The 14888-nt window shown below is 55.2% G+C and carries 14 protein-coding genes; 5 read left to right on the forward strand and 9 right to left on the reverse strand.

Translation table 11 applies throughout. From position 1 onward, the window contains the following. Nucleotides 1-53: 53 nt before the first annotated feature. From fni to GAH_RS00320, 4 genes are all read left to right on the forward strand, one after another. Nucleotides 54-1133: a type 2 isopentenyl-diphosphate Delta-isomerase gene (fni, locus tag GAH_RS00305; RefSeq protein WP_048094160.1), complete on the forward strand. Its 1080-nt coding sequence runs from the start codon at nt 54-56 to the stop codon at nt 1131-1133. Then, nucleotides 1123-2082 (forward strand): polyprenyl synthetase family protein, encoded by a 960-nt coding sequence (locus GAH_RS00310; protein WP_048094161.1) that lies wholly within the window; start codon nt 1123-1125, stop codon nt 2080-2082. The genes fni and GAH_RS00310 overlap by 11 nt, the downstream gene beginning before the upstream one ends. Next, nucleotides 2082-3743 (forward strand): glutamate--tRNA ligase, encoded by a 1662-nt coding sequence (locus tag GAH_RS00315; protein ID WP_048094162.1) that lies wholly within the window; start codon nt 2082-2084, stop codon nt 3741-3743. Before GAH_RS00310 ends, GAH_RS00315 begins: the two co-directional genes overlap by 1 nt. Before the next feature lie 91 nt (nt 3744-3834). Then, nucleotides 3835-5937 (forward strand): minichromosome maintenance protein MCM, encoded by a 2103-nt coding sequence (locus GAH_RS00320; protein WP_156967338.1) that lies wholly within the window; start codon nt 3835-3837, stop codon nt 5935-5937. Here the strand turns inward: GAH_RS00320 and GAH_RS10840 are convergent. Genes GAH_RS10840 through cutA form a run of 9 tightly spaced genes read right to left on the reverse strand, consistent with a single transcriptional unit; the run spans nt 5931 to nt 14360 of the window. After that, the gene (locus GAH_RS10840; protein ID WP_048094163.1) at nt 5931-6905 is read right to left on the reverse strand and encodes a VIT1/CCC1 transporter family protein; all 975 of its coding nucleotides are present in this window, start codon (nt 6903-6905) and stop codon (nt 5931-5933) included. The genes GAH_RS00320 and GAH_RS10840 overlap by 7 nt on opposite strands. Next, nucleotides 6906-8555, reverse strand: coding sequence for an arginine--tRNA ligase (gene argS, locus GAH_RS10845; protein WP_048094164.1), 1650 nt, complete (start codon nt 8553-8555; stop codon nt 6906-6908). Beyond that, complete coding sequence (gene prf1, locus GAH_RS00335; protein ID WP_048094165.1) at nt 8556-9779, reverse strand: peptide chain release factor aRF-1; 1224 nt, start codon at nt 9777-9779, stop codon at nt 8556-8558. 10 nt (nt 9780-9789) lie between these two features. Then, nucleotides 9790-10551, reverse strand: coding sequence for a polyprenyl diphosphate synthase (gene uppS, locus GAH_RS00340; protein WP_048094166.1), 762 nt, complete (start codon nt 10549-10551; stop codon nt 9790-9792). Beyond that, the gene (locus tag GAH_RS00345; RefSeq protein WP_048094167.1) at nt 10541-10840 is read right to left on the reverse strand and encodes a DUF2551 domain-containing protein; all 300 of its coding nucleotides are present in this window, start codon (nt 10838-10840) and stop codon (nt 10541-10543) included. Before GAH_RS00345 ends, uppS begins: the two co-directional genes overlap by 11 nt. 4 nt (nt 10841-10844) lie before the next feature. Further along, nucleotides 10845-11837 (reverse strand): radical SAM protein, encoded by a 993-nt coding sequence (locus GAH_RS00350; protein WP_048094168.1) that lies wholly within the window; start codon nt 11835-11837, stop codon nt 10845-10847. After that, nucleotides 11834-13327: a lysine--tRNA ligase gene (gene lysS / locus GAH_RS00355; protein WP_048094169.1), complete on the reverse strand. Its 1494-nt coding sequence runs from the start codon at nt 13325-13327 to the stop codon at nt 11834-11836. The genes GAH_RS00350 and lysS overlap by 4 nt, the downstream gene beginning before the upstream one ends. Nucleotides 13328-13350: 23 nt before the next feature. Then, nucleotides 13351-14052: a nucleotidyltransferase domain-containing protein gene (locus GAH_RS00360; protein ID WP_048094170.1), complete on the reverse strand. Its 702-nt coding sequence runs from the start codon at nt 14050-14052 to the stop codon at nt 13351-13353. Then, nucleotides 14049-14360 (reverse strand): divalent-cation tolerance protein CutA, encoded by a 312-nt coding sequence (gene cutA / locus GAH_RS00365; protein ID WP_048094171.1) that lies wholly within the window; start codon nt 14358-14360, stop codon nt 14049-14051. The genes GAH_RS00360 and cutA overlap by 4 nt, the downstream gene beginning before the upstream one ends. Nucleotides 14361-14413: 53 nt before the next feature. On the opposite strand from cutA, the gene GAH_RS00370 reads away from it, so the two are divergent. Then, complete coding sequence (locus GAH_RS00370; RefSeq protein ID WP_048094172.1) at nt 14414-14857, forward strand: hypothetical protein; 444 nt, start codon at nt 14414-14416, stop codon at nt 14855-14857. Nucleotides 14858-14888 lie beyond the last annotated feature (31 nt).

The raw sequence follows: 14888 nt of genomic DNA on the forward strand, positions 1-14888 counted from the left end.
ATGGGCTGGCGACACAACAAACCTTTTTAAAACTGGGCGTGTATTTTGCCGAGATGACCACGTCGAACAGAAAGCTCGACCACATAAACATCTGCCTGAACGAGGACGTGGAGTCAAGCTACACAGGTCTTGAAGACGTCATGTTCATCCACAACTCACTTCCTGAGGTTAGCTACGATGATGTGAGCCTCGAGGTTGAGTTCCTCGGAAAGAAGCTTAAGGCTCCCTTTCTCATAGCCTCCATGACGGGCGGACACCCCGACACGTACGAGATAAACAAGAATCTGGCTATTGCTGTCGAGAACACCGGGATTGGAATGGGTGTCGGCAGCCAGAGGGCGGGAATTGAGGACGAGAGCGTGGCCAACACGTTCTCCGTTGTGAGGGAGCATGCTCCCAGTGCATTCATCTACGCCAACATAGGCCTGCCGCAGATCATAGAAAAGGGCGTTGAGTACGCGGAGAAGGCAGTAGAGATGATTGACGCCGACGCCATAGCCATCCACCTCAACTTCCTTCAGGAGATCGTCCAGCCTGAGGGGGACACCAACGCTGCAGGTGGATATGCGGCTATTAGGGAGGTGGCGAGCGAGCTGAAAGTGCCAGTGATAGTGAAGGAGACCGGAGCCGGGATTTCGAGGGAAGTGGCGTTCAGCATGAGAGAAGCTGGAGTGAAGGCCATAGACGTTGGAGGAAAGGGCGGGACAAGCTGGAGCGGGGTTGAGGTGTACAGGATAAACGATGGCGTGAAGAGAGAGGTTGCGAAGAGCTTCTGGGACTGGGGGATCCCAACCGCATTCTCTGTAGTGGACTGCCATGACGTGCTTCCCGTCATAGCCACTGGGGGTATAAGGAGCGGGATAGATGCCGCAAAGGCGATAGCTCTCGGGGCAAAAATTGCCAGCTCCGCGCTTCCATTCCTGAAGCCCGCGATGATGGGGCACGAGGAGGTTGAGAGGAAGATCGAGTTCTTCGTGGAGGGAATGAGGAAGGCCCTCTTCCTGACAGGATGTTCTCACGTTTACGACCTTCACAAAACCCACATTTTCGTCCACGGACTCCTGAAGGAGTGGATCTCGTTCAGGGAGTTTGACCTGTTTGAGTTCGTGAGGAGGAGGTTCCATGATTTCTGACGTCATAAGGGAGAAGGCTGAAATTGTCAACAGGGAGATTGAGAGGATTCTCACCGTAAACGAGCCTGAGGGTCTTTACAGGGCCACGAGGCACTACCTGAAGGCAGGAGGGAAGAGGCTCAGGCCTGTAATAACGCTGATAGCCGCAGAGGCGCTCGGAAGGGACAGCAGGAAAGTCCTGCATGCAGGAATCGCAATAGAGACGATCCACAACTTCACCCTGATACACGACGACATAATGGACGAGGACGAGATGAGGAGGGGAGTTAAGACCGTCCACACCCTCTACGGCATTCCAACGGCAATTCTTGCCGGAGATACGCTCTATGCAGAGGCCTTTGAGATTCTGGCAAAGAGCGATGCGGAGCCAAGCAACGTCGTCAGGGCGGTGAGCAAGCTGGCGAGGGTTTGCGTGGAGATATGCGAGGGGCAGTACATGGACATGAGCTTTGAGGAGAGAAATGATGTGAGCGAGAGCGAGTACATAGAGATGGTCAGGAAGAAGACGGGGGTGCTCATAGGCATATCAGCCTCAATTCCGGCAATACTCTTCGGTGAGAGCAGGGAGGTGGAAGAGGCCCTGTGGAACTACGGCATCTACTCGGGAATAGGCTTTCAGATTCACGATGACCTGCTCGACATAACCGGAAAGGACAAGATCGGGAAGGACTGGGGAAGCGACATTGTTGAGGGGAAGAAGACGCTGATAGTCATCAAGGCGTTCGAGCAGGGGGTCGAGCTCGAGACGTTCGGAAAGGGGAAGGCGAGCAGGGAGGAGCTCGAAAGGGACATAAGGAAGCTCGTGGACTGCGGGGCTGTTGATTACGCGAGGAACAAGGCGAGGGAGTACATAGAGCTCGCTAAGTCTCAGCTTGACGTGCTCGATGACACTCCGGCAAAGTCCCACCTTCTTGAGCTTGCTGACTACCTCATTGAGAGGGATTACTGATGGATGAGGCGATCTGGAAGCATGTGGTTCTCAATGCCAAAAAGTACGGAAAGCCGAACGAGAAGGCGGTGATCGGCAAGGTTCTGGCAGAGAACCCAGAGCTCAGAAAAAACGCCAAGGAGGTGCTCGAGAGGATAAGACAGGTTATCGCCGAGTTCGAAAGCCTGAGCGATGCAGAGAAGGAGGAGCTGTTCAGCAGGTACGCTGAGGAAAAGAAGGAGGTCAGGAGGGACTACCAGCTTCCCCCCCTGCCCAACGCGGAGAATGGAAAGGTTGTGATGAGATTCGCTCCAAACCCCAACGGCCCGCCAACCCTCGGATCTGCGAGAGGCATAATCGTGAACAGCGAGTACGCGAGGATGTATGACGGAAAGTTCATCCTCCGATTTGACGACACTGATCCGAGGACTAAAAGGCCTCTGCTCGAGGCATACGACTGGTACCTTGAGGACTGTGAGTGGCTTGATGCAAGGCCGGATGAGGTGGTTTACGCGTCCAAGAGGATCGGCATGTACTACGATTATGCCGTCAGGCTCATAGAAATGGGCCACGCCTACGTGTGCAGGTGCTCGAGGGAGGAGTTCAAGCAGTACAAGGACTCTGGAGTGGCATGCCCCCACAGAGAGAGGAGTGCGGAGGAGAATCTGGAGGACTGGGAGAGGATGCTGAACGGGGAGTATGCGGAAGGAGAGGCCGTGCTCAGGATAAAGACCGACATGGCCCATAAGGATCCGGCTGTCAGGGACTGGGTGGCGTTCAGAATAATCTTCTCGGATCACCCCCTTGTTGGAGACAAGTACGTGGTTTACCCGACCCTCGACTTTGAGTCGGCCATTGAGGACCACGTCCTTGGAGTTACGCACATCCTCAGGGGCAAGGATCTGGCGGACTCGGAGAGGAGGCAGAGGTACATTTACGAATACTTCGGCTGGGAGTACCCTGTGGTAAGGCACTGGGGGAGGATAAAGATCCACGAGTTCGGAAAGCTCTCCACCAGCGAGATCAGGAAGAAGATAGAGGAGGGCGTTTACTCGGGCTGGGATGATCCGGCACTTCCGACCATCAGGGCGTTCCGCAGGAGGGGTTTTGAGCCCAGAGCAATAAGAAAATTCTTCCTATCGCTCGGAGTTGGGGAAAACGATGTCAGCGTGAGCCTGAAGAACCTTTACGCTGAAAACAGGAAGATTGTCGATGAAATTGCGGAGAGGTACTTTTTCGTCTGGAACCCTGTGAGGATTGAAATCGAGGGTTTGGACTCTTTTGCGGAGGTTGAACTCCCACTGCACCCGTCAAGAGATGCGGGAGTGAGAAAGCTGAAAGGAGAGAGAGCTGTTTACATAACAAGGGACGACTTCGAGAACTTTAAGGGGAAGGAAGTCAGGTTGAAGGGGTTCTGCAACATCAGGATAGGGGAGGATGGAAAGGCGAGCTACGCGGGAGATGAGGTCGAAACTGCGAGGAAGGGCAGAAGCATAATCCACTGGCTTCCTGAGTCTCAGGCTCTGAAGTGCGAGGTTCTCACTCCGGAGGGGAAGGTAGAGGGGCTTGTTGAGGAGAATGTGAGGAGCGCTGTGAACAGAGTTGTGCAGTTTGAGAGATACGCCTTCTGCCGGGTTGAGGAGGCTGGAGAAGAGGTCAGGGCGATATACACTCACCCGTAAACACATTGCGAGGTTTTGAGACATACCGTGTTTTTATTTACTATCGATCCACCCAAAACCCTTATTATTCCCCAACCCAAAACCTACATGAATGACCATGCTCAGCAGTCCCAACGTCTGGAGGGAGTTTTTCCAGAACTACTATGAGAGAGAGCTCAACAAGATCGCCGGAAAGATCTCCACGGGAGACGGGACTGAGAAAAGCATATACGTTGATGTTCTCTCTCACCTCGCCCTCTTCAGGGAGGGTGTTTTAGCAGAAGAGCTGTTCAACTATCCTGATCAGGTCATAGAGGATGCAAAGAACGGCATATCCCTGACGGACAACATCTACGACGTGAAGCTCGAAAACTGCACGCCCAGATTCGTGAACCTTCCGGTTTCGAGGAGGACTCTCATCAGAGACCTGAGGGCCGAGCACATCTCGAGGTTCATCTCAATTGAAGGCATCGTGAGGAAGGTAACCGAGGTGAGGCCCAAGATCGTCGAGGCTGCGTTCGTGTGCAGCCACTGCGGGAAGAAGGTGAGAGTGTACCAAGAGGAGAGCAAGATCAAAACACCCTACGAGTGCCCCGCGTGCAAGTCGAAGAGGTTCGTTTTTCTGCCTGAGGAGAGCGTGCTCGTTGACAGCCAGCGCATTAAGATTCAGGAGTACCCCGAGAACCTGAAAGGTGGAGAGCAGCCCCAGAGCATCGACGTGTATCTGGAGGGGGACATAACCGGCATAGTGAACCCGGGAGACAGGGTGGTGATAAACGGAATAGTGAGGGCCAACCCAAGGGGGCAGGGGCAGAAGAAGCTCGTCCACATGGACCTCTACATCGAGGGCAACTCCATCGAGATACTCCAGCAGGAGTACGAGGAGTTCGAGATAACTGAGGAGGACAAGAAGAGGATACTCGAGCTGAGCGAGGACGAGAGGATTTATGAAAAAATAATCAAGAGCATAGCCCCGTCCATCTACGGATACGAAGACATAAAGCTCGCGATAGCTCTGCAGCTCTTCGGAGGTGTGCCCAAAAGGCTGCCCGACGGCACGGAGATCAGGGGAGACATACACATCCTGCTCGTCGGAGACCCGGGAGTTGCGAAGTCCCAGCTTCTCAGATACGTGCACAGAATAGCCCCGAGGAGCGTTTACACCACTGGCAAGGGAACCACGACTGCCGGCCTTACGGCAACTGCTGTTAGAGATGAGGTGGACGGCAGGTGGACGCTCGAGGCAGGAGCGCTCGTCCTTGCGGACAAGGGTATTGCCCTTGTTGACGAGATTGACAAGATGAGGCCAGAGGACAGGTCTGCCCTGCACGAGGCGATGGAGCAGCAGACCATCAGCGTCGCCAAGGCCGGAATTAACGCGGTGCTTAAAGCGAGGTGCGCGCTGCTCGGAGCTGCCAACCCGAAATACGGCAGGTTCGACCGCTACTCTCCAATTGCTGAGCAGATAAACCTCTCTCCAACCCTCATGTCGAGATTCGACCTAATTTTCGTCCTCACCGACGATCCCGATCCGGCAAGGGACACGGAGCTGGCGAAGCACATACTCCAGACCCACAAGCTGGGAGAGAAGCTGGAGAAGATGAGGAACGTGGCGAGTGAGTACACCAGACAGAGCCTCGAGGGAGAGATACAGAAGGTCGTGCCGGTGATCGACCCGGATCTCCTCAGGAAGTACATTGCCTACGCCAAGAGAACCGTGTTCCCCGTGCTGACCGACGAAGCGGAGAAGAGAATAATCGAATTCTACGTGGGGATGAGGAGCAAGGCCAAGGAGGACTCTCCGGTCCCCGTGACGGCGAGGCAGCTTGAAGCGTTGATCAGGCTTGCTGAAGCTTCAGCGAGAATAAGGCTCAGCGACAGGATAGAGCTTGAGGACGTTGAGAGGGTTATCAGGATAATCAGGAAGAGCCTCGAGCAGATCGCCCTCGATCCGGAGACGGGGGAGATTGACATAGACTACGCATTCTCGGGCACCTCAAAGAGCCAGAGGGACAAGATAATGACCATCAAGAGGATAGTCGAGGAGCTGGAGAAGGAGTACGAGAAGGGCGTGCCGGAAGAGGTGATCTTCGAGGAGGCCGAGAAGCAGGGAATAGACAAGCTGAAGACGAGAGACCTGCTGATAAAGATGAGGGAGAAGGGAGAGCTGTACTGCCCGAGGCCGGATCACTACAGGGTCGTGCACAACTACTGAACGGGCACGTGGAAGAGCGAAGCTATCAGGGTTCCGAACAGGTAGCTGAGGAAAGCTGTCCCCATTCCGGCAACAAGCATCTCCAGTGCCTTCTTCTTGACAGATATCCCGGACAGGAGAGATATCAGAGAGCCCACGAACACCAGCAGCGCTGCGGAGAGGAGGAGGGATATTGGAAGGGCCTCGGCGGTTGTTTCGGCAAGGAAGTACGGAGCCACAGGCAGCGCAACCCCGCAGAGGTAGGCGATGCCCGTGTAAAGCGCAGACTTCAGCTCGCTCTCCTTCACCTCCTCAACCTCGATGCTCTCGGCCCTCAGCTCCCTGAGGATCGCCTTCAGCCTCACCCTCGTCTCGTTGACCTGCCTCTGGGATCGAACGGAGATGAACGAGCCTGAGGCCATCGAAAGTGCTCCGGCAACCCCAACAACAAGCCCGCTCATCCCCACGAGGTCTGGCCTCGTGACGTACACGGCAGACAATCCCGTAACAACACCAAGAATCTCCACGAGTCCGTCGTTTATGCCGAGAACCATATCTCTGACGTTCTCTGCTCCGAAAAGCCTCTTCTTTCCCGAGAAGAACTTCTCGTGCTCGATCTCATCCACGATGATCTCCCTGAGCTCCTCCCTCTCCTCCTCGCTCAGGTCGTAGGCCCTGTAGAAGTCGTAGTACCTGATTATCGCGCTCATCTCGTTGAACTCGAGGAGAGAGGATGTAAGGGCGGGGCTTATCCTTCTGAGCAGTCTCACGAACCAGAGACTCAGCCTGCCGACCCTGACCCTCTCCGGCCTGACACCTCTCCTCTCCAGAAACCTCCTCCAGAAGTCAGCATGCCTCGCCTCTATTGCGTGGATCCTTATAAACTCCTTTCTCAGGTCCTCGTCCCTCTCCTCGTCTGCCAGAGTCCTGTAGAGCAGGGAGTCCTTGAACTCCTCCCTGTAGAACTCCGAAGCCTCTTGAACCTGCAATCACATCCTCTCCAGCGGCTCGATGCCCAGAAGCTCGAGGCCGTTCCTCAGCACTATCCTCGTTGCATCAACTATGGCGAGCCTGTGCATCCTCAGCTCGCTGTCGTCAGTTATCACGGGGTTCCTGTGGTAGAAGTCGCTGAACTTCTCCGCAACATCCATCAGGTATTCCGCGAAGATGTTTGGCTTCAGGCTCTCAACAACCTTCTCGACCACAAACGAGAACTTGGACAGCAGGAGGATGAGCTCCCTCTCCACACCGTCCATCATCGCTGAGTTGAAGTCGAGGTCTGCATAGCCCATCTCCACGGCCTTCCGCATTATGCTGCACGCCCTCGCGTGGGTGTACTGGATGTAGCTGGCCGTTTGCCTTTCGAAGTCTAACGCCTTCCTCCAGTCGAACGTCATTGGCTTCTCCGGCGACACCCTGACGAAGTCGTACCTCAACGCTCCGACGGCAACAGCCTTTGCGACGTGCTCCTTCTCCTCCTCGCTGAAGTCTCTGTCGGCGAGAATCCTCCTCGCCTCCTCCACCGTCTTCTCTATGAGCTCGTCTGCAGAAACGAACTTGCCCTTCCTCGTGCTCATTGATCCCTCCGGAAGAGAGACGAACTCGAAGAACACGATCTCAGGCGCTTTAAGGCCGAGGGCCTTCAAAACGTCTGAGAGCTGGCTGGCTATGAGCTTGTGATCTGCTCCGAGAACATTCATGAACCTCTCGTAGTTCTCGTTCTTCCAGAGGTGGTAGGCGAGGTCTCTCGTCACGTAAAGGGTTGTTCCGTTCTCCCTCTTCAGTATGAGATCCTTCTCATAGCCAAACCTGCTCATGTCGATCCTGTAAACGTCATCTTTGATGAGGAGCCCCCTCTCCTCGAGCATCTCGAATATCCTGTCCACGTAGCCGTTCCTCACAAACTCGGACTCCCACACGTAGCTGTCGTGCTCCACGTTCAGGTTCCCGAGCGTCTCCCTTATCCCCTCGAGAGCCTTCTCAATGACGCTCCTGAACTCCCTGACCACCTCCTCGTCCCCTCTTTCGTAGGCGACCATCAGCTCCTCTACCTGCCTGTCAATCTCATCATCCCTCTCAGCATCGGCGTTTATCCTCACGTAGGCCTTTGCGACCTCGTGGTCGGGCTTGCCCTCTCCGATGCCATACCTCCTCACCCCGAGAACGGCCATTGCTGATTGCCTGCCCATGTCATTCACGTAGTACTGGGTCTCGACCTTGACGCCAGCCTTCCTGAGAATTCTGGCCAGCGTATCTCCAATTATGGAGTTCCTTATGTGGCCCACATGCAAAGGCCCGTCCGGGTTTGCGGAGGTGTGCTCTATGAGAACCTCTCCACCCAGCCTGAGCGCCCCGTACCTGTAGTCCTCATCCAGAATCGCGTTGATCGTGTCCTCAAAAAACTCGGGGCTTGCGAAGAAGTTGATGTACCCGTTAACAACCTCGATCTTCCCGATGTAGTCCCCATAGATCTCAAACTCCTCGATGAGCTCCTCAGCAACCTCCTGGGGCTTCTTCCTCCTCTCCTTCGCGAGCTTGAAGGCGATGGTCGAGGCGAGATCTGCGTGCTCACTCTCCCTCAGAAACCTGTCCTCGATCCCCGTCGCCTTCTTAACCTCGCGGTAAAAGACCCTGAACATCTACCATCCCTCTGGCTTGAACCTGAGTATCGCAGCTATACCACCAAACGCGTTCTTGAGCATCGCTCCCTCCTCTGAATCCGAGGAGATGAACTCCACCTTCGCCCCACCTGCCTCGGCAAGCTCTGCAAGCTCGAGGATGACGTCCCTCCTCTCCACCTCCTCCATCTTGACGTTGTCCTTCTCGCAGACCATGTCCCTGCTCGTGTTCTCCTTTATCGTCACCTCCTTCTCCTCCCCACACACAGGACAGCGGTACTTGACCCTCTCGTACCTCAGATCCTCGGAGATCAGCAGCGTGTCCACAGCCCCCATGCTGAGGTACTTCCTCACCTCGTCCTCTCCGTAGGCTGCAGCGCCATCCTTGACGACCTCCTTCAAGAAGCGGTTCATAATCTTCTTCTCCCTCATTATGTCGAGCTCCTGCAGAGCGTCGCTCGCCTTCTCAACCAGCTCGTAAAGCCCGCTCTCGTCCGTGTAGCTCACGTCGAACAGCCCTATGACCTTCTTCTGGATCTCGTGGTGCAGGTAGTTGCCCTCGTAGAACTCCTCCTTTGTTGGGGATGGCCCGCCTATCAGCACGCCCATAAGATCATCCTTGTACTGCAGCAGCGCCTCGCTCGCCTTCTCGCCCACCCTCTTGTAAAACTCGTGGATGGCTATCTCCCTCAGCCTCTCAAACCTCACGCTGCTCTGTCCACCCTGCCTGTGCTTTCCGGGAACGTTTGATGTCGCGTAAGCAAGAGCCTCAATCCTCTTGCCCCTCAGGATGCCTATGGTCGCCTCCCTCCTGTCCAGCACGATGAGCCCGTAGACCTTCTTCTCCACCAGCATCTCCTTGAGGGGCTCGAGGTAGAAGGTGGAGTCGCAGTGGTACTTGTAAAGCGGGACTGGCTCTGGTGGCTCGATGATGTCGGTTATGTGCTTCTCCTTTCCCCCTCCAAGGTCGATTACGCCGCTGATTATCACCATTCCGTTCTCCGGAGGTTTCCTGAAGTACTTAAGCCTCTGGAGGATCGCCTCAAGCCCCGCCATCACGTGGGTCCTCGTCTGCTTGGACTTTATGTTCTGAGCCTGACTTAACTCGTTCCTGAGCTGGGATGCAACATCAGCCAGATTCTTATCGGGAGGAATGTAAAGGGTGATCAGCTCGGTACCCCTGCCCTTGTACTTCTCGAGCTCCTCGAGCTTTCTCCTAAACTCGTACTTCAGCCTTGTGTCCATGACCACCACCTCACGCAGGATGTTTATAATACCTCGCCCTCAGACCCTGCCACGTCCTTATCGCCCTCAAAAGGTCTATTTTCCTGAAACTCGGCCAGTAAACATCCACAAAATAGGTCAAGCTTCCCGCGCTCTGCCACGGCAGGAAGTTGGAGAGCCTCTGCTCCCCGCCAGTTCTTATGAGAATGTCTACCCTCTCATAACCGTTATCGGAGTAGAGGTATCTGGAGAAGAGAGCCTCGTCAATCTCGTCAGGCCTGACCTTCCCGTCCCTGACGTCCCTGAGCAGTGCCCTAACCGCATCAACGATCTCCTGCCTGCCCCCGTATGCAAATGCTATGTTCAGGTAGTAGCTGTCGTAGCCGGCGGTCTCCCTCTCAACCTCCTCTATAGCCTCGAGAACGTCATCCGGCAGCAGGTCTCTCCTGCCCACGACCCTGACCCTCATCCTGTCCCTGTGGGTTCTCGGATCATTCAGGAGCCTTCTGATCTCCTTCTTGAACAGCTCGAATATGTGCCTCCTCTCCTCCTCGTCCCTCCTGAAGTTTTCTGTCGAGAACGCGTAGAGCGTGACAGTCCTCACACCAAGCTCCCTGCACCACTCCAGAACCTTCTCGGCCTTTCTCGAGCCGAAGAAGTGGCCCATGTAGACCGGAAGCCCCCTCCTCCTCGCGTACCTCCTGTTTCCGTCCATAATGATGGCTATGTGCTTCGGTATCTCCCCCCTCCTGACCCTCCTGAGCAGTAGCAGCTCGTAAACCTTACTTATCATACTCCCTCAGAATTGAGCTAACCAGACCCTCATACTCCTTCTTCAGGTAGTACCTGTTTTTCTCACCCATCTCCACCTTCAGAATGCCAAGCCTCGCGCTCATCAGACCAACCATTGCCGATACTCCCCTCGGGTTGAGCTCGTAGCCGTTCTCACTCAGCTTCCTGTGGAGCTCCTCAGTCGTGTACTTGTTGCCATCGAGAAGTATTCCTATGAGCGTCTTTCTGATGCCACTCCTGTCCCTCTCCAGATACTTCCTGAGCCTTTTTTCAATCTCTTCCACCTTCACTTCCTCACCTCAACGGATGTTTTTCCAAGATAGTTCTGTCGTGCGTCGGATACCTCTCGATAAGCGACGCGTCAAACGAGCTGCTCAGATTTTCAGCAACCTCAACCGGAACCTCGAAACCCTCCTCAACCTCTACAAACTCGGCACCCATCTGAATTAAGACTTTTCTGATTTCCTCCTTGTCCCCCTCCACGAGCCCGCAGATGACCGTCCCCTCGGACGTCACCCTGTAGAACTCGGGAAGGTTGAATGCCATCCTTATGAGCCTCCTCCTGAACTGGGCGATCTCCTTGAACCTCACGCTGCAGAAGTGGAACCTCTCAACCCTCCCAGCATACATGTCCGCTATCTCCTTGCTTTTCTCCGCCTCGAAGAACTCCCCGGGCTTCCACCCAGCTCTCTCGAGCTCCTCAAAGTTCGATGTTGAGAACTCGAGCTCGTTGACGTTCAGAAACGCATCTGCGGAATTGACGACCTCCACCACATCATCCCTGAACTCCAGAGCAGGGATCTCGAAGCCAGCCTCCATTCCAAGTGATCTGGCCCTTAAGAGCGGCCTTTCGTAGGCCCTCACGTTCTCCAGTCCCGGCGGGTGGAACCTTATCTCGTCAAGCCCGCTCTCGGCGAGCTTCTCAAGGATTTTGTCCTCTGCGGGGATGCTCGTGTAAAGGTGGGTGTGGAGTCCTGCATGGGAAAAAACCTCTAAATACTCCCTGACCCTCTCAAGCCTCGCAAGCGGCTCTCCTCCCGTTATTGCTACCCCCTCTGCAGACATTGAGAGTATCTCATCCACAACGTCGTCAATGCTTTCAACGAACCTCTCGTTGGCGTACACAACATCCCTTCCCTTCCTCTCCTCGGAGATCGGGCAGTAGTAGCAGGCGTGGGGGCACTTTCCGGTGACGAACAGAACCATCTTTGCCCCCATCCTGCAGAGCCTGCACCCCTCGGTGAGGTAGGAGTAGTAGCTCCCGCCCTCAATTCTCCTGAACCTCATATCTCGGCGAACCTCTTCTTGACGAAACCCACACCCAAGGACTGCAGGAAGTAGCCTGCCCTCGGCCCGTGCTTGGTGTCGAGAATCGCCTTGTAGATTGCCTGAAAAGCCTTCGCGGGCTTTATGCCCACCTCTCCTGCGACATCGTAAACCAGCTTGTGTATCCTTTCAGCGCTCATGCCCTCCTCCAGTTTCTCAGCAAACGCCCTCAGGAACCTCCTCTCCTCCTCGCTGAACTCGGAGGTTATCTCATCCCTGCTCTTGACCCTGAACTTCAGGTTGTCCGGGGCGTACTTTTCAAGCCACGCCCTCGCGTACTTCAGCCTCCTCTCCACGTCCCTCCTGAGCTCATCGTTGATGTCATGGCCATTCCTCGCCAGTATCTCCAGAACCCTGTCCACATCCCATTCAGCGATCTGCCCGACTACTATCAGGTGCCTGAACGGGACGTCTGAGTAGGTGACGTCTCCAACAAGAGACAGCTCCACGCTCCTGTCTCCCTTTCTGTAGGCGTCCTCGAACTCGTCGATCATGTCAAGCAGACCTATGCCCGGGTCGAACTCGATATGCCTCTCGGGCTTGCTCCTGATGATTATGTACCTGACTATCTCGGGGGGCAGAACCTCTACCATCTCCCTGACCGGCACCACAATGCCCTTCGAGCTCTTCATCGCTCCCTTGCCCTTCAGGTGGATCCACTCGTAAACGATAGGGAAAGGTGGCTCTATTCCGAACACCTCCCTCGCGATCCTCTTGCCCGAGTCGTAGCTCCCTCCAGCAGCAGCATGATCCTTTCCGAAGGGCTCAACGTCTATCCCGAGGATGCCCCACCTTGCGGGCCAGTCAACCCTCCAGACGAGCTTCCCCTCGGTTATGTCGTTCTCACCCTCATACCCGCAATCGCACCTGTAAGAGACCTTCTTCCCGTCAAATCCCGTAACCCTCGCGGAGTTTATCCTCCCACAGTTCTTGCATAGGGGCATGAAGGGGCTCCAGCCCTCCTCAACCTCCCTTCCCGAGACCTCCCTGAGTATCTCAGCGATCCTGTCCCTGTTCTCGAGCGACTTCACGGTCATCTCCCTGTACTCCCCACTCTCGTACATCCTGTGTGCCTCCTTGAGCGTAACGGGAATTCCGAGGATATCGAGGGACTCGAGGAAGGGCTGGAGGAAGTGTTCCGCATAGCTGTCATGACAGCCCTCAGGATCGGGAATCCTGCTGAGAGGCATCCCCACGTAGTTCTCGTACTCCTCGGGGAGGAACGGGTAGCGCTTTCTTAGGGGGTCAAAGGTGTCGGCGATGTAAACGATCTCGGCCTTCCCGCCCTTGTCCTCGATCGCCCTCCTCACCGCATCTGCTGTGAGCATCTCCCTGAGGTTGCCCAGATGTATGTGCCCGCTCGGCGTTATGCCGGTGGCTATCCTGACCCTGTCCTTCATTCTGAGTATCCTGTCTGCGATGACGTCAGCCCAGTGAATGATTTCGCTCATCGCCTCACCAAAATCAGGAGGTTTTAAAAAAGTTTCATCCTCCTCTTGAGATAGGCGTTCTGAAGGGCGAGGGCCGAGAGGTGGCTTTCAAAGGACTCGAAGTCCGGCACGGGCTCGTTCAGGAACACGCCCGTCCTTCCGACCTCCCTCCTCCTCTCGAGAACCCTGAACCTCTCGATGACTATCTCAATCCCGACCCCGAGGAAGTCCGCGAGCTCGCTCTTGTCCATCTCGTCAGCCGGGATCTCGTAATGGCCGTCCCTGAGCGGGACAATTAGCACAAGCCTCTTGTCCACGCCAGAAACCCGTTTTTCGGAGAGAAGCATGTCCAGATCAAGATATCCGCCGAACCTGTAGAAGTCCATCTCCTTCTCCTTCATCTTGACGAGGGGGAAGCTGACGCTCGCGTTCTCCAGCACAATCTCCCCCTTTATCGCGTAGTTTGGCGTTGCCTGAACTATCCTCCTCTCCAGAATGTAGAAGTCCTCGAGTGCGAGTTCGATCTTGTAGGATGGGATGTTGAGGGGGATGAAGATGTCAACGTCGCTCGTCTTCCTGACGTCACCCCTCGCAACTGAGCCGTAGACTATGCTCGGGATTCCTGAGCTCTCGAGGGTCTCCATGATCTCCCTGGCTACCCTCCTCTTCTCCCTGAGCAGCCTCCACCTGTCCTCTCCGTACCTCACCTTCCTCCTGCTTCCGAATGTCGCCGTCTTCCCCCTCATCCTTCCACAATGCTATCAATCCACCTGAGAAACTCCGCATTGCCCTCCTCAACGTTGATTGCACATATGCACGGGGTGGTGTAGGGGTGGAGCCTCTTGACCTCCTCCCTGACCTTCGAGTACATCTCCGCCCTTGTCTTCACAATCATCGCAACCTCGCTGTCGTCCTGGATCTCCCCCTCCCACCAGTACATGGAGTTTATCCTCCAGAAGTTGACGCATGCTGCAAGCCTGTTCTCGAGGAGGTGTCTTGCAACCTTCCTCGCAGAATCCTCATCCGGAAACGTGATGTAGATGAAATAGTACATGGTAAAAGCTGTTCCGCAACATATTTAAATTTTTAACCCATCCTGATTGAAGGATGAGGGTCGGAATCACTCTGATTTCCGTGTTTCTGCTGTTCATGTTCTCCGTGTCTGCGTTCACAGCATTTTCAATTCTGCTTGCAGGAGACCAGTTCGCGAAGGCGTTCAGGGAGGAGATGGAGAAGTATGGGGCTGGAGACGTGAACCCCGAGGACTTCATCCCCCTCGCCGTCGCTGTCGGCTTCGCGTTCTCCCTCGCCTACCTCATTGCGGGAATTGGCCTGCTCACGAGGAGAGAGTGGGGAAGAAAGCTTGCAATTCTCATAGCAATCATCCACGTCATCTACGGGATAATGGCGGTGGCGATACCCGAGGTGGGGGTTCCGAACCTGCTGATCGGCGGTGCTATTCTGCTTTACCTGAGAAGGAAGGACGTGAGGGCAGAATTTGTGCAGGAGATGACCATAGAGGAGAGGGTGCTCGGGAGGAGGCTGGACTGAACGCAAGTTTAATTAAGCACCTGTCAGAGTT

The organism is Geoglobus ahangari (assembly GCF_001006045.1).
GTDB lineage: Archaea > Halobacteriota > Archaeoglobi > Archaeoglobales > Archaeoglobaceae > Geoglobus > Geoglobus ahangari.